This is a genomic window from Tardiphaga alba (genome assembly GCF_018279705.1).
GTDB classification, from domain to species: Bacteria; Pseudomonadota; Alphaproteobacteria; order Rhizobiales; family Xanthobacteraceae; genus Tardiphaga; species Tardiphaga alba.
This window is the reverse complement of sequence record NZ_CP036498.1, coordinates 2,343,812-2,361,302: the sequence shown is the minus strand read 5'-3', so window position 1 is coordinate 2,361,302 and position 17,491 is coordinate 2,343,812. Positions and strand designations below refer to the sequence as shown.

General features: G+C 63.9%; 21 protein-coding genes and 1 pseudogene. 7 read left to right on the top strand and 15 right to left on the bottom strand.

Annotated features, from left to right (window positions below):
* Positions 1-56 precede the first annotated feature (56 nt).
* From RPMA_RS11055 to RPMA_RS11045, 3 genes are all read right to left on the bottom strand, one after another.
* Positions 57-3,899, bottom strand: coding sequence for a baseplate multidomain protein megatron (locus RPMA_RS11055; RefSeq protein ID WP_211912847.1), 3,843 nt, complete (start codon positions 3,897-3,899; stop codon positions 57-59).
* 97 nt (positions 3,900-3,996) lie between these two features.
* On the bottom strand, positions 3,997-4,542 hold the full coding sequence (locus RPMA_RS11050; protein ID WP_211912846.1) for a hypothetical protein: 546 nt from the start codon (positions 4,540-4,542) through the stop codon (positions 3,997-3,999).
* A 306-nt stretch (positions 4,543-4,848) separates the two neighbouring features.
* Positions 4,849-5,331: a C40 family peptidase gene (locus tag RPMA_RS11045; protein WP_211912845.1), complete on the bottom strand. Its 483-nt coding sequence runs from the start codon at positions 5,329-5,331 to the stop codon at positions 4,849-4,851.
* A 173-nt stretch (positions 5,332-5,504) separates the two neighbouring features.
* On the opposite strand from RPMA_RS11045, the gene RPMA_RS11040 reads away from it, so the two are divergent.
* From RPMA_RS11040 to RPMA_RS28240, 4 genes are all read left to right on the top strand, one after another.
* Complete coding sequence (locus tag RPMA_RS11040) at positions 5,505-5,927, top strand: GFA family protein (protein WP_211913612.1); 423 nt, start codon at positions 5,505-5,507, stop codon at positions 5,925-5,927.
* A gap of 17 nt (positions 5,928-5,944) precedes the next feature.
* Positions 5,945-6,463: a DUF3455 domain-containing protein gene (locus tag RPMA_RS11035; protein WP_249225631.1), complete on the top strand. Its 519-nt coding sequence runs from the start codon at positions 5,945-5,947 to the stop codon at positions 6,461-6,463.
* A 292-nt stretch (positions 6,464-6,755) separates the two neighbouring features.
* Positions 6,756-7,937, top strand: coding sequence for a helix-turn-helix transcriptional regulator (locus RPMA_RS11030; protein WP_249225630.1), 1,182 nt, complete (start codon positions 6,756-6,758; stop codon positions 7,935-7,937).
* A gap of 107 nt (positions 7,938-8,044) precedes the next feature.
* A complete protein-coding gene (locus tag RPMA_RS28240) occupies positions 8,045-8,173 on the top strand; it encodes a hypothetical protein (RefSeq protein WP_256438236.1) in 129 nt (42 codons plus the stop codon).
* 4 nt (positions 8,174-8,177) lie between these two features.
* Here RPMA_RS28240 and RPMA_RS11025 read toward each other — a convergent pair whose 3' ends face one another.
* From RPMA_RS11025 to RPMA_RS10985, 9 genes and pseudogenes are all read right to left on the bottom strand, one after another.
* Complete coding sequence (locus RPMA_RS11025; RefSeq protein ID WP_211912844.1) at positions 8,178-9,080, bottom strand: DUF2163 domain-containing protein; 903 nt, start codon at positions 9,078-9,080, stop codon at positions 8,178-8,180.
* Positions 9,077-9,703, bottom strand: coding sequence for a DUF2460 domain-containing protein (locus tag RPMA_RS11020; protein ID WP_211912843.1), 627 nt, complete (start codon positions 9,701-9,703; stop codon positions 9,077-9,079). The genes RPMA_RS11025 and RPMA_RS11020 overlap by 4 nt, the downstream gene beginning before the upstream one ends.
* Positions 9,704-9,715: 12 nt before the next feature.
* Positions 9,716-9,985 (bottom strand): annotated as a pseudogene (locus RPMA_RS11015) (phage tail tape measure protein); the annotation flags it as partial.
* Between the two features lie 88 nt (positions 9,986-10,073).
* Positions 10,074-10,286: a rcc01693 family protein gene (locus RPMA_RS11010; RefSeq protein ID WP_211912842.1), complete on the bottom strand. Its 213-nt coding sequence runs from the start codon at positions 10,284-10,286 to the stop codon at positions 10,074-10,076.
* Positions 10,283-10,600 (bottom strand): gene transfer agent family protein, encoded by a 318-nt coding sequence (locus RPMA_RS11005; RefSeq protein WP_211912841.1) that lies wholly within the window; start codon positions 10,598-10,600, stop codon positions 10,283-10,285. The genes RPMA_RS11010 and RPMA_RS11005 overlap by 4 nt, the downstream gene beginning before the upstream one ends.
* A 10-nt stretch (positions 10,601-10,610) precedes the next feature.
* Positions 10,611-11,018, bottom strand: coding sequence for a phage major tail protein, TP901-1 family (locus tag RPMA_RS11000; protein ID WP_211912840.1), 408 nt, complete (start codon positions 11,016-11,018; stop codon positions 10,611-10,613).
* Between the two features lie 11 nt (positions 11,019-11,029).
* Positions 11,030-11,440, bottom strand: coding sequence for a DUF3168 domain-containing protein (locus tag RPMA_RS10995; RefSeq protein ID WP_211912839.1), 411 nt, complete (start codon positions 11,438-11,440; stop codon positions 11,030-11,032).
* 15 nt (positions 11,441-11,455) lie between these two features.
* On the bottom strand, positions 11,456-11,776 hold the full coding sequence (locus tag RPMA_RS10990) for a head-tail adaptor protein (RefSeq protein ID WP_211912838.1): 321 nt from the start codon (positions 11,774-11,776) through the stop codon (positions 11,456-11,458).
* Positions 11,773-12,333, bottom strand: a complete 561-nt coding sequence (locus RPMA_RS10985; protein WP_211912837.1) for a head-tail connector protein — start codon at positions 12,331-12,333, stop codon at positions 11,773-11,775. The genes RPMA_RS10990 and RPMA_RS10985 overlap by 4 nt, the downstream gene beginning before the upstream one ends.
* Before the next feature lie 72 nt (positions 12,334-12,405).
* Between RPMA_RS10985 and RPMA_RS10980 the strand changes: the two genes are divergently transcribed.
* From RPMA_RS10980 to RPMA_RS10970, 3 genes are all read left to right on the top strand, one after another.
* Positions 12,406-13,188: a S1 family peptidase gene (locus RPMA_RS10980; protein WP_211912836.1), complete on the top strand. Its 783-nt coding sequence runs from the start codon at positions 12,406-12,408 to the stop codon at positions 13,186-13,188.
* A gap of 138 nt (positions 13,189-13,326) precedes the next feature.
* Positions 13,327-13,659, top strand: a complete 333-nt coding sequence (locus tag RPMA_RS10975; RefSeq protein ID WP_211912835.1) for a hypothetical protein — start codon at positions 13,327-13,329, stop codon at positions 13,657-13,659.
* 132 nt (positions 13,660-13,791) lie between these two features.
* Complete coding sequence (locus RPMA_RS10970) at positions 13,792-14,001, top strand: hypothetical protein (protein WP_211912834.1); 210 nt, start codon at positions 13,792-13,794, stop codon at positions 13,999-14,001.
* A gap of 38 nt (positions 14,002-14,039) precedes the next feature.
* Here RPMA_RS10970 and RPMA_RS10965 read toward each other — a convergent pair whose 3' ends face one another.
* The 3 genes from RPMA_RS10965 to RPMA_RS10955 form a co-directional block, all read right to left on the bottom strand.
* Complete coding sequence (locus RPMA_RS10965) at positions 14,040-14,732, bottom strand: hypothetical protein (RefSeq protein ID WP_211912833.1); 693 nt, start codon at positions 14,730-14,732, stop codon at positions 14,040-14,042.
* Positions 14,733-15,256: 524 nt separating this feature from the next.
* Positions 15,257-16,552: a DNA-packaging protein gene (locus tag RPMA_RS10960; RefSeq protein WP_211912832.1), complete on the bottom strand. Its 1,296-nt coding sequence runs from the start codon at positions 16,550-16,552 to the stop codon at positions 15,257-15,259.
* Entirely contained in the window at positions 16,500-17,198 is a 699-nt protein-coding gene (locus RPMA_RS10955; protein WP_211912831.1) for a hypothetical protein, read from the bottom strand. Before RPMA_RS10955 ends, RPMA_RS10960 begins: the two co-directional genes overlap by 53 nt.
* Between the last annotated feature and the right edge of the window lie 293 nt (positions 17,199-17,491).

The window sequence follows — 17,491 nt, the reverse complement described above, 5'->3', positions numbered from 1 at the left end:
CCCGCACGAAGGAAGAACTGGATTGCTTCGTCGCCTTCGGCTCCTCGCAATGACGATCAAATTGAAATCGTGATATCAGTCGCCCAGCCTGCGCCGACGGTGCATGACACTTGCGCCACGCGAAGATGCAGGCTCGCTTGCGGCGTGCCGAAATCGGCGAGTTCGTCGGCTGCCGCATAAAGCACCTGCGGTGTCGTGCAGGTGATGCTGCGCATGACGACGTCGTCGGCCATGATCTCGAGCCGATAGTGCTCGGCATCCTCGCCGAGCGGCACCTCGCCGGCCCAGCCATCGCCGTCGATCCGCGTGCGGCGGATCCAGCTGACATGCACGCCGTCGCTTTTGCGCTTGGCCGTGACATGAACCGGCGCCAGCGGCAGCAGCGCGGTGCGGTCCGGCACCACCGTCACCGCAATCGCACTGGGATCGTCGGTGCTGCGCCCGCGGCCGACGAGCCGCAGCGACAGCGGCCGGTCCAGTGCATCCAGTCCGCTGGCGATGGGCACGAGGCTGCCGTCGAGCAGGACGAACCGGGAGCCCGCCGGCAACAGGGGCGCCATCGCCTGTTCGGAGCCGCACTGCCCGCGCAACAGGCGCGACAGGCGATAGGTCCGTTGATCCACGAGTTCGGCCTGCGCGAATTGCAGGATCTCCCATCGTCCATCGCCATTCTGCACCGCCGCTGCATTGCCGCCACCCAGCACCCGCGCATCCGACAGCGATGTCAGCGCGCCGCCCGAGAGCCTCACGCGGACCACCGACGCGTGATCCCAGCGCGCCGCCGGCCCTGCAGGCAACGGATCGATCGTCTCGCCGATCACCGCCGGCAAGGTCGCGCTCGCCGCAACCTGGAAACTCGCATCGTCCTTCGACTGCCAGATCGTGACACCACCCGGCCAGGGATTGGCAAACACCGCGAGGCGCGTGAGTACATCGGGATTGCCACTGTCGATCACCGGCAGATTGAGCGCCACCACCTGCACCGGCCCGAGCGCCGCCGGCATCGCCGGCGCCCGGATCGTCGGCATCGGGAGCGGTACGTCGAACAGGTCGGGATCGATGCTGCGGGCCGTCACCTGTCGCGCATCGGTGTCCACGATGCCGTCGATCTCGAAAAGCCGCCGCCGCGCGTCCAATGTCAGCGCCACCACATCGCCTGGCGCCAGCTTGAGCGTCACCTTGCCAAGCGCAAATTCGGCGCGCTCGCGTCCGGCCCAGAGATCCTGCAGCCAGACGTCCGCGCGCTGCGTCGCCGCCGCATCGCTGGTGATGACGGCGAGATCGGCCTGCAGCAGACGATGGGCTCCGCCGGTCAGCTTTCGCGAGGTCACCGCCGCGCGGCGATAATCGGCCAGCGCATCGGAAAAGCCGATACCGACTTGCAACGGCAGTTCGGTCTCCTGCGCGCGCACCACCTGCGCCAGCGCCCCTTGCTCCGGTGCGACGAGATCGTCTTCAGAAAACTCGGCCACGACATCGCCGCCGCGCGGTACGAAGCGCAGCACGCCATCTGCCGCCGTCGCGTTGAACGCATAGGCTACCGCAAGCGGCTCGATCATCGCGCGCGGCGTCATCGGCCGATCGACCACATAGCCGTCGCAGCCGCCACGCAGCGCGCGGGCATCGATGCCGGTCACGCCGCTATCACTGGCCAGCCGTTCCACCAGCGCATCCAGCGGCGCGCCGCCGAGCCGGCCGTTGAGCCAATGGCCGGTATGCCAGTTGGCGCCGTCGCTCCACACATCCTGCGCCGCCGGAAACACCGGATATGGCCGGGAATCCCAGCTCCACAGATGGATGGCGGACACATCGATCATCCGCCCGCCATAGATTGGCGACACCGGATTGAGCGCATCGCTCGCGCCGAAAGCGGGATCGAAGGCCGACAGCAGCGCCTCCAGATAGCGCCGCTGCATCAGGTCATCGCGCGCGCCGTTGGAGAAATATGGCGCAGAATTCTCCGACGATTTCGGATCGGGAAACACGCTCGGCTGATTGGCACCCTTGTCCACCGCAGGACAACCCACTTCGGTGAGCCAGATCGGCTTGCTCTTCGGCACCCACGCACTCGCGCCGACCTCGACGCCGCCGACACGCGGGTGATGTTCATTCGCCCACCAGCCCCACAGATCCTTGAGGCGAAACATCCATGGCTTGCCGAGACCATCGGTGAGCGGCAGGCGCGCCTGCGCGGCCCGCCCCTCGTCATCGGCATAGTACCAGTCAAAGGTCTCGCCGCCGTCGACATTGCCGCGCAGATAGGCGCGGTCATAAATCGAACTCGCCTGCGCACGATCGAGATGAAAGGCGCCGTCGCGCCAGTCGGACAGCGGCGCGTAATAATCGATGCCCACCGCATCCACGGATGGCGATGCCCAGAGCACATCGAGCGGAAAGCGCACCTCCGACGCGTCCGATGTCACCACATCGGCACCATATTCGGTCCAATCGGCGCCATAGGTGACCACCGTGCCGCCGCCGACAATGGCCTTCACATCCGATGCCAATGCAGCGAGTTGCGTCACTGCGGGATAGACACCCGCGCCCGATCGCACATGCGTCAGTCCGCGCAATTCCGAGCCGATCAGGAATGCATCGATACCACCCGCTGCCATGACGAGCTGCGCATAGTGCAGCACCATGCGGCGATAATTCCACACGCCGCCACTGAAGAACGCGTTCACCTGCGTCGCTGCAGTTGCAGTCCCCTGCGGCGACCCGGCAACACCCGGGGCGGGATCGCAGGTGATCCGCCCGCGCCATGGATAGGCCGGTTGCGATGCGGCTCCGGTCCATGGGTCCGGCAGTGCATTGCCCGCAGCGATATCCATCATGACGAATGGATAGAGCGTCACCTTCAATCCGCGCGCTTTCAGCTCCGCGATCAGCTGCAGCACGCTGTCATCGGAGGGCGTGCCGCCGAAGGCCGGCCGGCCGCCGGATTGCGACACCACGTAAGCAAGCGCGCGCGCCACACCATTGACCGACCACAGCAACGGGTCGGTGAGTTTGCCCGCACTATCGACACCAGGCTGCACCCGACACTCGCCGGCGCGCAGATCGGAGCCGAACCAGGCCACCACAATGGCAACACGCTCGAGGTTTGGACACATGCCCTGCAGGTCGTCGAGCGCCGCCACCACATCGGATCGTGCCGATGCGATGTGCCGGTTCTCAGGCGCCGCCTGTCCGGGCCCGAGCACCTGCACCACTGCGGACGTCGCATAGCCGAATTCCGTGGTGCCGGGGATCAGCGTCACCGCCCGCGTCATCTGCTCCAGCAGGCCGATCGGCCTGACGATCTCGAATGACAGTTGCGGAATGCGATTGCCGAAATTCGCCAGCGGCAGCCGTTCGAACACCACATAAGCGAGGCCGCGATAGGCCGGCGCATGACCGGCGCCTTCCTTGGCGACGATCAACGCGTCCGGCGGCTGATCCTCGGTGCCGCGATAAACGCGAAAATTGAGGCCGTCGAGATCCAACGGCTTGCCATCGGCCCAGACACGCGCCACGCGGCCGATCACACCTTCGCACAGGCCGATGGCGACATTCGCGAAGTAGCTGTAGGTCTCCGGGCCGTCGATGGCACCGCCAAATCCCTTGCCGCCCGATGCACTTTCGTCGGTGCCCGCGATTTCCTCGAGCTGCGTCGCCCAGATCACCTGCCCGGCCAACCGCGCACGACCATAGACGCGCGGGATCGGCGCGCCTTCGGACGAGGCCATCACATCGAGGCTGCCAAGCCGGGGTCCATCGCGGCCGGCGCCCGATCCGGACAGCGCCTTGTCGATCATGCCGCCGAGCTTCGCACCGGCGATGTCGCCGATCAGCCATCCCAGCGGCCCGAACATCCCGCCGATGGCGCCGCCAGCCGTTGTGAGCGCGAGCGTGGACATGAAGCTACCTGTATGGTCTCGCGGAAATGCAAAGAGCCCCGGCACGCCGGGGCTCTGCAGTCATCCGTATCTGGCATTCAGCACAAGGACGCTGCGTTCAACCAGCCTTCTTTGCAAACATCGCACGATCACGCTCAGCCCGCTCCAGCAGGCGCTTGCGAAGATGCTTCTCTCCACGCTCGATCGCACGGTTCGCTTCTTTCACCACACCTGCTTCGACCGCGGTGTCAGCAGGAAGTCCCTTATACGAAACCATCCAGCCGGCCACTTCGGCCCAGTCCCATAAAGGCGTATCAGACGTCACGCGTGCGACCGGCGCGGGAAAGCGCTTTGCCCCCACGGCATTTGCATATTTTGAGATGGCAGCGCGCGTCAGTGCAGTACGCCCGGCAATGTCTGACAAGTTCACCAACGGATCGGGCTCGATCCGATCGACGACAGCGCCAGCAGCGACCACGTTCTCGACCGCGGACGCAATGGCATGCGCCAGCGAATCCGCCTCGCGGGCAAAGTCGATGATCGTGTGCCCCTTCTGGAACGCCACCAGCGCGTCATCGCATCCGGCATCGTAGAAACGATCACCGAAATCCTCAGCTGCGGGATCGACGCCGGACGCCACGATGCTGAATTCAAATGTCTTCATGTTTGCCCCCGCTCGCGCTGGTGCGGGCATCGCTCGACGGCCCGTCGAATCTGCTTCGCATGGTTTTCGGCATTTCTCGGCGTTCCGTTCACCTGCTGTGCGCATCCGTCCCGGTCCGCGTGTTCACAAAACAACCGGCCCCAATGACCCATTTTCCGAAACCGCCACCCCATGGATTCCGCATGGCAAATGGCTGCCTCGACCTCCTTGCTGGTATGGGTCGGCCTGACCACGGACGTACTCCAATCATAAGACACCGTTGACACATGTCAACAATACTTGCAGAAGGCGAGGAAGGGTGTATCGCTACCGGACGCTACCTTTGCGTGCCGGACGGAAACAAGTCGTTTCAGCGGTTTTGGGAAATCGAAATGCAAAAGCCAGCCGCCGTCGCCACCACGGCGCGAGTGCGACTTCGCATACCGCGGCGCCGTCATGGGCGTGGATCATGGTGGCGTCCCCACTCGCGATAGCCGCGTGTTTCGCCACGCAGCCAGTGCGCCATCGAAACAGCAGCACGTCGCCGGCCTCGAACGCAGCGGGATCGATCGCGACGAGATGCCGATGCGCCGCGCGCGCCAGCGTTTCTTCGCTGCGCGCTTCGGCCCAGTCCGGCGCGTAAGGCGGCGGCACTTCCGGTTCCTCGCCCAGGCAGTTGCGCCAGACGCCGCGAATTAGTCCCAGGCAATCGCAGCCGATGCCTTTCACCGATGCCTGATGACGATACGGCGTGCCGATCCAGCTTCGCGCCTCGTCAACCACCGCGGCGCGCGTGAGAAGGTCCATCATCGCTTTCCTGCGGTGTCGCGTCCTGCGCATTACGTCATCTGCGCCGACATATCTCGTGATGCCGTCTCGTCCGATCGAAGGACGCCACGTCTTTCCACCCTCTGCTAGCGAAGCGCCCGCCGCTCTCGCCCATGACGAGAGCCATGGCGATCAAATCAAAGGAAACGAGAACGATGACGCATAACGGCAAGTGCTTTTGTGGTGCAGTGGAGATCGAGGTCAGCGGTGCGCCCGAAGCCATGGGCTATTGTCACTGCAGTTCGTGTCGTTCCTGGTCGGGCGGACCGGTGAACGCTTTCAGCCTGTGGCAACCATCTGCCGTGCGCGTCACCTCCGGTGCGGAACACATCGCGACATTCCAGAAAGGCGAGCTCAGCCAGCGGCAATATTGCGCCAAATGCGGCGGCCACCTGATGACCAATCATCCGCCCTTCGGCCTGGTCGATGTTTTCACGGCGACGATCCCGACCCTGCATTTCGAGCCGGTCGTGCATGTGAACTATGCCGAGACCGTGCTGCCGATGAAGGACGGCCTGCCGAAGCTGAAAGATTTTCCGGCGGAGCTCGGTGGCTCCGGCGAAGCCATTGCCGAATGATGCACAGGAGATCCCCCATGAACATAAACATGAACATGCCTATGATCCGAACAAGCCTTGCGGTTGTGGCCCCGCTGATCGCGCTATCCGCCACTGCGTCTGCACAGGTGCCGCAAAGCATCGCCGAGCCCGACGCTACCATCGTCGCGATCTATCATGCCGAAGGCACGCAGATTTACGAATGCACGGCCGACGCCGACAAGCAACTGTCCTGGGTGTTTCGCGAACCGACGGCGAGCCTGTTCGCCGATGGTCTCACGGTCGGCCGTCACTATGCCGGACCGCGCTGGGAACTGAGTGATGGAAGCATCGTCGCGGCCAAACCGGTGGGGCGTGCGCCGGGCAAGACCGCTGGCGATATCCAGTGGCTGAAGCTCGCTGTCACCGTCAATCGCGGCGACGGCAAGCTTGCGCATGTCGATGTCATCCAGCGCATCAACACCTCAGGCGGCGTTGCAAGTGGCCGATGTGAGGAGGCGGGCCAGCTGCTCAACGTCCCCTACTCCGCCGACTACGCATTCCTGCGCAAAGACTGAAACGGCAACAGTTTCGCATTCAATTCAAAATGACGGCGCCCGCAGCGCCGTCATTTTGTTATCGGGCCAATTTTTATCAGACCTGAGAAGATGCAGATGTCCACGCCGGACGAATTATTCCCCATCCACACCGGGAAATATTTTATACACACAACTACACTTTTTGCGTGTCCAGCCACGACGCGCAGCGCGAAGCCCCCTATCGTCCGGACACTTGCTGCAGCGACGTCATGTGATGTCGCAACATCGCGACCGGTCGCGATATCCAGGCAGCTATCCAGGGACCATGCCCGTGACTTCGCTCTGGCCCATCGCCGCTCGTCTCATGTCGCCTGAACTCGGCGACAGCAGTCAGGATCTCAGCGACCTGATCGGGTGCGTGTATGACACCGTCCTCGATTCATCGTCGTGGACCGGCGTGATCGAAAAGGCCATGCAGTTCGTCGGCGGCATTGGCGCCAGTCTCTACACCAAGAATGCAGCGCTGCCGTCCGGCCACGCCCATCACGTCATCGGAATCGCGCAGGAATATCAGGACTCCTACTTCAGCAAATATGTCGCTTTCGATCCCACCACCACCGGGCAATTCTTTGCCGAGGTCGATGAACCCATCGGCATCGAGGATGTCCTGCCTTTCAGCGATTTCACCGAGACCCGATTCTATCGCGAATGGGCGCAGCCACAGGGGCTGGTGGATTGCCTCAGCACGGTGCTCGACAAATCGGTGACCAATGTCGCCATGTTCGGCGTCTTCCGCCATGTCCGCGACGGCGTCGCAGATGATGCCGCGCGCCACCGGCTGCGACTGCTGGCACCGCATATTCGCCGCGCCGTCATGATCGGCCGCATTTTCGATCTGAAGACGAGCGAAGCGGCCACGCTGGCCGATACGCTCGACGGGCTGAGCGTCGGCCTGTTTCTCGTCAGCTCGCAGGGCCGTATCGTTCACGCCAATGCGGCCGGACATGCTTTGCTCGACAGCGCCGATATCCTGCGTGCCGTATCGGGGCGTCTCGTTGCCGCCGACGGTCAGGCAGACCGCACCTTGCGCGATGCCTATGCCGCTGCGGCCCAAGGCGATGAGGCACTCGGCACCCGCGGCATTGCGGTCCCGCTCATGGGCCAGGACGAAACGCGCTATCTCGCCCACCTCCTCCCGCTGACATCGGGTGCCCGCCGCGACGCCGGCCTGACGCGCAGCGCCGCTGCAGCTTTGTTCGTGCGCAAGGCCGAGCTCTCCGTCGCATCGCCGCCGGAAGTAATCAGCAAGGCCTTCAAGCTGACACCATCCGAATTGCGCGTGCTGCTCGCCATCGTCGAGGTCGGTGGCGTGCCCGATGTGGCCGCAGCACTCGGCGTGGCCGAAACCACCATCAAGACGCATCTCGGCCGGTTGTTCGAAAAGACCGGTGCGACGCGGCAGGCCGATCTCGTCAAACTGTTTGCCGGCTACAGCACGCCGCTGATTGCCTGACCACACATTGCACGCGGATGTGATGCCGCCTCCATCGATCGAACGACGATCGCGCGAGCGGATCCCGCAATGGTCCCACGAGTCACCTCGTCCGGAGATCGTCGTCGATGCCGTTGCGCCACCTGTTCTACCTGATCGTTACCGTCTGTTTCCTCACTGCCCACGGCTTCGCCATTCTCAAGATCGCCGATGTCGCGCACGAGCCCGCGCCGGCCATGCTGTCTGCGGGCGATTGATTGCCTACGCTGCGCCGAACAGCGAACCGCCGCTGCCGTCGGACAGCGCGCCCGGAAGCGGATAGCTCAGGATGAAATCATTGCCGGGGATATGCGGGAAGCCGCGAAAATTCGCGACATTGGCGAAGCGATCGCGGCAGGTCGCCAGCGTCTTGTCGCAGCCGGCGGTGATAGTGAAGGCATCGCCGATCTCGACCGGCTCCGGCATCGTCTGCCACAGCCGCAACACGACCTCGTCGTCTTCAACGCGATGCTGCTTGACCTCGGTGGCCAGGCCGGCATTGCCGCCGCTGCTCCAGCGCAAGCGGCCCGACGTGAACAGCCCGCTATCGAAACTGGCGAGCCCTGCAACCACGAAGGTCGACGAGCTCGACAACGCCGTCACGGTGCCTTCCCCCGCAAGCAATGGATTGGACAACACCACACGGCAGCGGCCATCACCGAGATCGGCGCCGCATGTCGCTGTGAACAGCCGCCCGCTTTCCTGCGACAATAAATCAGCCATGCCACGCAGCTCCGCAACGAAGGCGATGCCCTCGCGCTTGACCTCGCCGAGCAGGCTTCGCGCGGTGAGGACACGCAACGTGACATCGCTCCAGTCCACCAGCCAGGTTTCGATCTCCGCCGCATCATAGCGGCCGGCCGCGAGATCATCCGCGTTCAACCCGTCGCTATCGAACGCGCCCGCGATGTCGCCGCCCTCCACCGACAGGTCGAAACGGCTGCTCGCTTCAGACGCCGCGAAGCCCGTGCCGGCGCGAAAGGTGACGCTGTCGAAGACAAGATCATCATCGTGATCAGTGAATCCCGCCACGACGCCATCGCGCCGCGTCAGTTTCCACGCCTGCGCCATTGTCGTGACGCCCGTTGCAAGCCTCATCTGCAACGCTTCGGGGATCGTCCTCATGGGCGGATCTCCACCACCGGGATTTTCGGGATCGCGCCGGCCGCAAAGGCGGAGAGATCGACTTCGAGATAGTCGGTGTCGAAACGCACGGGCACGTCGAACTGAAAGCCCGCGGTCACCGCAGCGCCGGTCGCAGGTGCAGCGACCAGCGTCACCAGCCCGGTGGTCATATCGCAGCTGAATGCACTCGACGACAGTTCGTGGCCGTTCACCGCAACGCGTACACTGCCTGTCACCGGCTTGGTGATCGGCCGCGGATATGGCGCGAAGGCGCTGCCATAGGTCTTCACCAGCTGAAACGCTTTCCGCGCGCCATCGCCGGTCCCGATGCCCTGGTCCAGCGGCGTGATCCCCGCGATGCCCGAGATCTGATCGAGGCGGTCGCGCCAGCGAAAGCCATGGAGCCGCCCGCGTCGCTCCTCGAAAAACGCGACGGCGCTGCGCAGCGCCGTCAGCGTCTTGATGCCGTAGCCCGCATCATAGCGCCGCCGCGAATGCGCCCAGCGCGCATTGCGTTCTTCGCGGCCGGAGCCGAATGACACGATCTCGGTGCGCCGCTCCGGCCCACCCGCGCTCTTCAGCGCGATATCGAGCGGAAACAGCACCTCATGAAAGCCTGACATGGGAATGCTCCGCTACAGATTGCGCTGCCCGCGCGCCACCGCACGGGCGATCTGGCCGGTGACATAGGTCTCCGACCTGCGAAAGCTTGCGGCATCGGGTGTCGCGATCTGCACATGGATCGTGTTGCCACCGCTTTGCGCGGCCACACCAAGACTGCCATCGGCGCCGCGCTGCAGCGGCATGATCGCCTCTGGCCCGGCCTCTCCGGCCAGGCCCGTGCCCCCCGCGATCGGAAAATAGGTCGGCGTGCCGATTACCCCGCCCGCGGCAAATGCCTTGACCGAATGGCCGAAGGCCCGCGTCATCGTCGCCGCAAAACCATTCGCGGCTGCCGTGAGCCCGTCCATATCGGCCACCCCCGTCTCGAATTTATCCGTCTCGCTCATCGGCGCCCTCGTGATCGGGAAACTGCTGCATCAAGGCGTCGAGCCCTGCACGGTCAATCGCGACCGGCACCGGCCCCTGCACCGCGATCATTGCTGCGGCGAGTTCGCGCGGCGTCATGCGCCAGAACGCATCTGGCGACAGCCGCAGCACGCCGAAGCCGAACTGCATCGCGCGGTCCCACGGAAATGGCGTCATGGCGCCTGCTCCCCGAAACTCGCGGCGATCAGCTCCGCCGCGATGCCGACAAAGCCCGCGGCGCCGCCGGCCGCGGTCATCGCCGCCACCTCGTCATCCCCGATGGCTTCGCCGGCACCGCGCAACCCGGCGCCGATGATGCGGATGAGATCACGCGCCGACAGCCGGCCCGCTCCAAAACGCTCGGCCAATGCGACGAGATCGCCGCTGCCGAACGCAGCTTCCAGCTCCGCCAGCGCACCCAGCGTCAGCACCAGCACGCGTGTCCGCCCGCCAATCTCTGCGGCGATTTCGCCGCGATGTCGGTTCGCCATGCGCATCGCCTCACGCCGCCACGAAAGTCAGCGACCCCGCCGACTCCAGCGCGATGTCGAACGTCACCTCGCCATTGTGCTCGCCGGCGAATTCCAGGCTGGCGATCTGGAACAGGCCGGTGATGGTGCCGAAATCCGGCACCGCGACCTGGCAGTTGCCGATGACCCCGTCGAAGAACTGCTGCCGCACCAGCGCATCCGATGCGCCGTCCTTGAACAGCCCGCGGCCGGACAGCGAAGCGCGGCGCACACCGGCACCCGCCAGCAATTCACGCCAGCGATCGACGGACTCCGCATGGGTGATATCGACCAGCTCCGCATTGAACGCGATGCGCCGGCTGCGCAGCCCGGCCACCGTCACATAGGTGGTGCCGTTATGGATCTTGAGCAGCAGATCCTTGCCCTTCTGTGCCGCCATGTTGCGCTCCGTCAGCTCAAGGGTTCGGTGACCGCGCGAAACCGCACCACCGCGTGATAGGTGCGGCCGTCACGCTCGCGGCGGATGTCGGCCACCGCAAATCGCAGATTGACGAGCCGATGGCCGGAAGGCGTCAGCGGCGCATCATCGAGTGCCGCCAGCAGCGCGCCGGCGATCACATGCGCCTCCTTGTGGCCGCCCTGCCGCGACCACGCATGCAGCTCCAGCCGATGCTCCTGCACATCGCCGTCATCGGTGGAGATGTCGCTGATCCCACCGTCGCCGAGCGTCACATAGGGAAAGGCCGCATCGCGCGGCACCTCGTCATGCACATGCGCGCCGCCGAGCGCGGCGATGAGCGCCGTATCGGCTTTCAGCGCCGCATGAATGGCCGCGCGCAGCGCGACATGGGCAGCAGGCATGATCCCCTCCCGGTGTCAGGTGATCCGATAGTCCACATGCAGTTCGGTGAAGCGGCGATCCGCGCTGTCGCGCAGCGCCGTGATGCGATAGATCCTGTCGCCATCGACCAGGCGATGCCGCAGCGACAGCGCGTGCCCACTGCGCAGCACGATGCGCAGCCGCACCACCGCGCCATCCGCATCGGCCTCGACGCCATGCTGCACGCTGTCCGGCATCACGGCGGCCCACACGGTGGCGACCGGCACATAGCCGCGCAGCACGCCACCCTGCCCGTCATCGCTCTCCACGGGCGCCTCGATGACGAGACGCGTCTTCATGCGGCCGGGATCTGTCATAGCGCCAGCATCCGATACGGCGCCACCAGCGCGCCGACGCCCGCGGGCACCATCGCCCCATCCGCCGTGGCCACGCGATGATCGTACCAATGCGCCAGCAGCAGCCGGATGGCGTGGCGCAGATCCGCCGGCACGTCAGAGGCATCGGCGCCATAGCCACACGCCACATCGAGCGCGATCCCCGCTTGCGCGCGGCCGGGCACCGGCAGCGCGAAACATGGCGCCGCAATCACGTTCGCCGCGCTATCGACGACGAACATCTCGCCATCGATCGCATGCGCCGTACCATCAGCGTCGAACACCTGCGCCGCCAAAAGCGCACGCAGCGGCCCGATCCGCGGCGCAAAGCGTCCGTCGCGCGGCCATGCGTCCAGCACGAAGCGCCAGGTCTGCGCCAGCAGCGCGCGCCGTGTCATCGCCTCCACATGAACGCGCGCCGCCGCAATCAATGCGGTGATGACGGCATCGTCATCCGCATGTTCGACGCGGATAAACGACTTCGCCTCGTCCAGCGTCAGCGGCTCCTGCGCTGGCGGTGTCAGCAGAATCGCAGCCATGCGGCCCTCGGCATATGTGATGGGACAAATCGGTGCATTGACATCGGGGTGGCGCGGCGGTGACATCCCGCCATGATTCAGACAGGTCGCGCGCTGGCCATGGCAGCGCTCACGTCATCGCTGATTGCTTCAGCGTTTATTTCGCCCGCGCAGGCGCTGGTCGGCGGCGCCGAACGGGATCAGAGCGCGCTCGGCCGCGCGGTGATCACCATTGTCGGCTCGCGCGGCAATTTCTGTTCCGGCACCTTGATCGCGCCGACGCTGGTGCTCTCCGCCGCGCATTGCGTGACGCCCGGCGCCAGCTACAAGATCGTGCAATATGATGCCGACCGGCAGCCGCAATTGCTGGCCGTGAAACGCGTCGCCGATCATCCCGGGTTCAATGCCCAGGGCATCAAGGCGCATCGCGCCAGCGCCGATGTCGCGCTGCTGCAGCTGAGCGATCCGCTGCCCGGCCGGACCACGCTGCCGCTCGGCATTCCCACCGAGCCGTTCCAGGCCGGCCAGAGCTACACAATCGCCGGCATCGGCGTGGCCGCGCGCGGCGATGGCAAGAGCGGCGGCACCGTGCGCTCGGCGCAGCTCGTCTCCACCAGCCATCCCGGCAAATTGCAGATCCGCCTGCTCGATCCCGCCACCAATAACGAACGCCCGGGATTGGGCGCCTGCACCGGCGACAGCGGCGGCCCGGTGCTGCAACAGCAGAACGGCCGCACTATCGTGATCGGCGTCATCTCCTGGTCCACAGGTGCAAAGAGCGCCGCCGGCTGCGGCGGCCTTACCGGCGTGACACCGCTGACGCTCTATCGCGACTGGATCGTGCAGACCGCGAAGGCCTGGGGTGTGAATTTGTAGGGTGGGCAAAGGCGTTTTTGCCGTGCCCACCTTCAAATGTCGCGCGCGTGAAGGTGGGCACGCTCCGCTATGCCCACCCTACAGCTGAGCGCCCATCGTTAACATTCGTGAAACCTTCTCCGCTATCCTTGACGAATCATGCGCAGCCTCGCCCTCATCCTGTTCCTCGCCGCCGCGACCACGGCAGACGCCGCCGATCTCGCGGGCCAGAGCCGCATCGGCGCCCTGTTCGCCGAGCCCGTGGCCAAGGGCCGCCGCGTCGTCGTGGCGAAGACGGAAAAGCCGGTCGAGGAACCGATCGTCACCTATGCGCCCGAAGTCTATGTCCCCTCGATCGTGCACGGCTATTACGGCAAGCCGAATTCCTATTATTACCGCTCCTATTATGGCACCAAGCCCGGCAACATCTTCGACCTCGGCCCGATTTCGTCGCGGGCGCCCTATGGCTGCGGTCTCTACGGATACTGCTGAGCCCCGGCGTAAGCCTGCGCGCGCGACGATACCTGCGAACGGATGACCGCGGCCTCGCCGGTTTGTGAACGTGCAACGCCGAAACGCATCACCACATCAGAGAGTAGCTTTCACCAGCAGCGGGGAAGCCACGTGGCCAAAGACGAAAAGACCGAAGCCGAACTCGAAGAGATGATCGCCCAGCGCATCGTGGTCGGCGGCGTCTATGTCTCCGTGCGCCCGGATCCCCTGCTCGGCTGGCGCCCCATGGTCATCACCGCACCGAAACACGCGACCTATGCGCAGAAGATGGCGGATGATGTCGCGGTGGAATTGCGGAAGAGGTTTGTGTTGAAGGGGTGAGCTCCGCCAATCGCTAAGCTCGAGCAGCGCTTTCGTAGCTATTTTGTCGGGGTCGCACCAGGTGTTGGGTCTTCTGTGGGTTTCGCCGGAGGCGTTACGGCTGTTCCACCAAGACCGAGAAACGGCAACGGCGTTTTCGCGTTCGCTCTCTGTGTGTCGCTCTGTTCGCTAGGAGCTTCCTGCTTCAACTCTTTGCTGGTGTAAACCCACGCGACGTAGACCATAAAAAATGCAAACGACATCGCAAAAATCATCAAGCCGGTAACCGACGACTTCACGGAAATCTTATTCTGCTCAAGAGTCAGCTCTTGAGACTGCGCGAGCTCCCCTTTTCCTCCGGATGCCAGCCGAAACGCTGCAAGAAGCTGCAAGGCGGCTAAGGCGATTCCGGAAATTGTGATAGCGACCACCATCCAAAGAATGACGGCACCATCGATCTGCTGATTGACCAGCGCTAGTCGCCTGATATTGAAATCCACAAGTATCGCTTCTCCGCGAACCTGCGTGTAGCAGTGCCAGGATATCTGCCCGAGAAGATCGAAATTGGGCTTCTCGATGCCTAGTTGTTTGATAGTCTCGGTTCGACAATTTGAGGCGCGGGAAGCTACATCGATTTGAGCGGGAACGGTAGGTTGCCAGCTCTTTAAAACAGGAACCAGCCCGAGCGTAAGAAGCACGGGAAACACAAGCGCCGCTGCCCAAACAGCCGCCAGCCATGATCGAGCTTTCATGACTACTGGGCCAGACCTGGCAACGGCCCGTTTGGCGTCGGACAAAAGCAAGCTGCTCCGACCGCTATCGGTATCGCCATATAACAGTAACCAAAATTCGTTACGCACGTGGGCGCAACGCTTCCCTGCTGAGTGACCGGCTGGCTCTGAAGCGACAGAGGCGGTTGAGGCGGCAATGCCATTCCAGACGCTGGCGGCATTGCGATCTGCGGCACTACAGGAGCCGGACTAGGATAGCTCGGCATCGCACTTCCGCCCGAACTGTTTCGAGGATTGGGCGCCGCTGACGGGATTCCCGGCATCTTACTTGGCAGATCGATCGATCCCGATTGCGCGGACACCTGCTCCAAAGAACTGGCACCCAAAATCGCTAAGACGGGCAGAAGAGTTGAAAACCGATGTCGAGAGCACGCCATCGTACCTCTCCAAATCGCGACCTTTTTAAAATGACCGTCATTGATAAAGTCAGCAATCTATAATTGATTTACTACAACATCACCACCTTAAACGTCAAGATTAATTGGTCAAAGCAGCCTGATCCTAGGCCCACCAAACGTCGGCCCCGTCATCAGCGACGTAATCCCCCAAACCATGGCATCCAGCCGATCCGGTGACCGACCACTGGACAGCCCCTCGACTCCGAAGTCGCACATCTCGTCTTCGAGATCGGGGAAGCAGCCGACATGCTTCACCTTGCCCTGTTCATAAAGCGCCGCCACCGGCTCGGCGCGCATATATTTGCCGCGCGTGGCATGCACTTCCTTGATCGGCACGGTGTGGTCCACCTCGCGCAGCACCGCGCGCACCATCTCGCCGCCCATATTCACTTCGGCGACGATATTGTTGGCGTTGTAGCGGCGATACAGCGCCATCGCCTTGTTCGCCCAGGCCGATGGCGACAGCCCCGCCGCCGAGGCATCTTCCAGTACATAGAACCAACCGCTCTCGGAGCGCCCTGTCACGACGAGGCCGCAGGCATCCGCGCCCTTGCGCGAGGTGCCGGGCGGATCGATCGCCACCACGATCTTTGACAGCGCGGGCGGCTCGATCACGCGACATGCCTCGATCACCGCCCGCGACCACAATGCATCCGGCCGGTCCTCAATCAGTTCGCCATCCAGCTCCTGCCGCCCCATCCGCGTGCCGGCATAGCGGCCAACCACCGCTTCAAAGAAGGCAGGCGACAGATAATCCTTGTTCGCCGATGTCGGCGCCCGCGTCACCCGCGTGCGAGGATCTGCCAGCAACCGCTTGATCAGCGGCAGCGGCCGCGGTGTCGTGGTGATCAACTGCCGCGGGTGTCTCCCAAGCCGCAGCCCGAATTGCAGCATATCGAAGGTCGCTTCCGCATAGCGCCACTTCGCCAATTCATCACACCACGCGGCCTCGAATTGCGGCCCACGCAGCGCCGCCGGTTCTTCGGCCGAAAACACTTCGCCGATGGCGCCATTCGGCCATTCCAGCCGTTTTCGCGAAGCGATCCATGTCGGTCGCTCCGCATGCGGACATATGCGTAGCAATCCAGACTCGCCCTCCAGCATCACCGCGCGGGCGTCATGCATTGTCTCGCCCACCAGCGCGATGCGCCCATGGGGACGGGTGGCATAGGGCGGCGTGCCATGCACCAGCGCGCGCACCCATTCGGCGCCCGTCCGCGTCTTGCCGGCGCCGCGCCCACCGAGCATGAGCCAGGTGGTCCATGGCCCGCCATTATTGCCGATGGCAGCATGCTCCTGATGCGAATGCGCGAAGGCTGCAAAATCCTGATCAAGCCGTAGCAGTGTCCGTGCCGCCTGCGTCTGCAGGAACGCCTCCGTCATCCCGGCTGCGGACAAACGCGTCCATGCGCTCCGCAAGCGCGCGACGGAATCCGTCGATATCGGTTGGCAGATCGTCATCGGTCAACACTCCGCCCTGCGCCGGCTCGCGCAGCCGGCGAACCTTGAACAGCACCTCCGTCAGCGTGGCCAGTGTCCGCGCAATGCGCTCCGCCTCGATCGAGCGATGCGTCACAGGCCCGAACTCGCTGCGAAGGGCCTCCAGCTTGCGCAGTTCTTTTTCGAGCGCCGCTTCAAGACGCGACGCGATGGCGGAAGAGACAGCAGGCGCTTCAGCCGCAGCGGTGATTTCGTCAAGTACGGGCTGCGTATCGGCCAGCTTGGTCCCACCGATTGCCTGATTGGCTTCCATGGTCAGCCTGATCGCCGGCGGCAAATCGCGAGGCGGCCGATCCTTACGCAGTTTCCAGCCTTCCTTGTGCGCCAGCGTATTGATTGTTTTGGCATGAACACCGAAGTCGGCTGCGATGGATGAGACCTTCTCGTCGGTTTCTTCGTAACGGTGCCGCAAATGCAAAACCGCCTCCGGCGTGAAACCGCGCATCGCACGTTTGGCGTAGGATGGTGAGGGCATCATGTTTCCTAACAGCCTCCTGGTGGAACGCCACTTGGGTGTCCCACCAGACAATCTCGACCGCAACAACCTGTTGCGACTGCGTCGCCTAGCTCACCGCAAACTTCAGCAGTTTGATCGCGTTGAAGTCCTGCCCCCGCCACTGACACGCATGGTCGTGCGGAAGCACATAGGGGGTTCCAGCGACACGCGTCGCGGAACACCCACACGTCCCGCGATCCACCGTGAAAAAGTTATGTATGTGAACATCTGCACCAAGCGCCTGCATCTGGGGCAAATAGACGTCGTCAGCGGCGAGATCGACGACAGCTACAGATAAATAGTGGCGTTCGCTATTGCATGTACCC

What these genes read in the sequence shown, in the direction of transcription:
- RPMA_RS11050 (WP_211912846.1), bottom strand. Translation starts at nt 4,542, where the DNA reads ATGAAGACATTTGAATTCAGCATCGTGGCGTCCGGCGTCGATCCCGCA.
- RPMA_RS11035 (WP_249225631.1), top strand. Translation starts at nt 5,945, where the DNA reads ATGAACATAAACATGAACATGCCTATGATCCGAACAAGCCTTGCGGTT.
- RPMA_RS10995 (WP_211912839.1), bottom strand. Translation starts at nt 11,440, where the DNA reads ATGCCTGCTGCCCATGTCGCGCTGCGCGCGGCCATTCATGCGGCGCTG.
- RPMA_RS10985 (WP_211912837.1), bottom strand. Translation starts at nt 12,333, where the DNA reads ATGGCTGCGATTCTGCTGACACCGCCAGCGCAGGAGCCGCTGACGCTG.
- RPMA_RS11055 (WP_211912847.1), bottom strand. Translation starts at nt 3,899, where the DNA reads ATGTCCACGCTCGCGCTCACAACGGCTGGCGGCGCCATCGGCGGGATG.
- RPMA_RS10965 (WP_211912833.1), bottom strand. Translation starts at nt 14,732, where the DNA reads ATGAAAGCTCGATCATGGCTGGCGGCTGTTTGGGCAGCGGCGCTTGTG.
- RPMA_RS10980 (WP_211912836.1), top strand. Translation starts at nt 12,406, where the DNA reads ATGATTCAGACAGGTCGCGCGCTGGCCATGGCAGCGCTCACGTCATCG.
- RPMA_RS10960 (WP_211912832.1), bottom strand. Translation starts at nt 16,552, where the DNA reads ATGACGGAGGCGTTCCTGCAGACGCAGGCGGCACGGACACTGCTACGG.
- RPMA_RS11025 (WP_211912844.1), bottom strand. Translation starts at nt 9,080, where the DNA reads ATGAGGACGATCCCCGAAGCGTTGCAGATGAGGCTTGCAACGGGCGTC.
- RPMA_RS11020 (WP_211912843.1), bottom strand. Translation starts at nt 9,703, where the DNA reads ATGTCAGGCTTTCATGAGGTGCTGTTTCCGCTCGATATCGCGCTGAAG.
- RPMA_RS11005 (WP_211912841.1), bottom strand. Translation starts at nt 10,600, where the DNA reads ATGGCGAACCGACATCGCGGCGAAATCGCCGCAGAGATTGGCGGGCGG.
- RPMA_RS11000 (WP_211912840.1), bottom strand. Translation starts at nt 11,018, where the DNA reads ATGGCGGCACAGAAGGGCAAGGATCTGCTGCTCAAGATCCATAACGGC.
- RPMA_RS10975 (WP_211912835.1), top strand. Translation starts at nt 13,327, where the DNA reads ATGCGCAGCCTCGCCCTCATCCTGTTCCTCGCCGCCGCGACCACGGCA.
- RPMA_RS11040 (WP_211913612.1), top strand. Translation starts at nt 5,505, where the DNA reads ATGACGCATAACGGCAAGTGCTTTTGTGGTGCAGTGGAGATCGAGGTC.
- RPMA_RS28240 (WP_256438236.1), top strand. Translation starts at nt 8,045, where the DNA reads ATGCCGTTGCGCCACCTGTTCTACCTGATCGTTACCGTCTGTTTCCTC.
- RPMA_RS11010 (WP_211912842.1), bottom strand. Translation starts at nt 10,286, where the DNA reads ATGACGCCATTTCCGTGGGACCGCGCGATGCAGTTCGGCTTCGGCGTG.
- RPMA_RS11045 (WP_211912845.1), bottom strand. Translation starts at nt 5,331, where the DNA reads ATGATGGACCTTCTCACGCGCGCCGCGGTGGTTGACGAGGCGCGAAGC.
- RPMA_RS10990 (WP_211912838.1), bottom strand. Translation starts at nt 11,776, where the DNA reads ATGACAGATCCCGGCCGCATGAAGACGCGTCTCGTCATCGAGGCGCCC.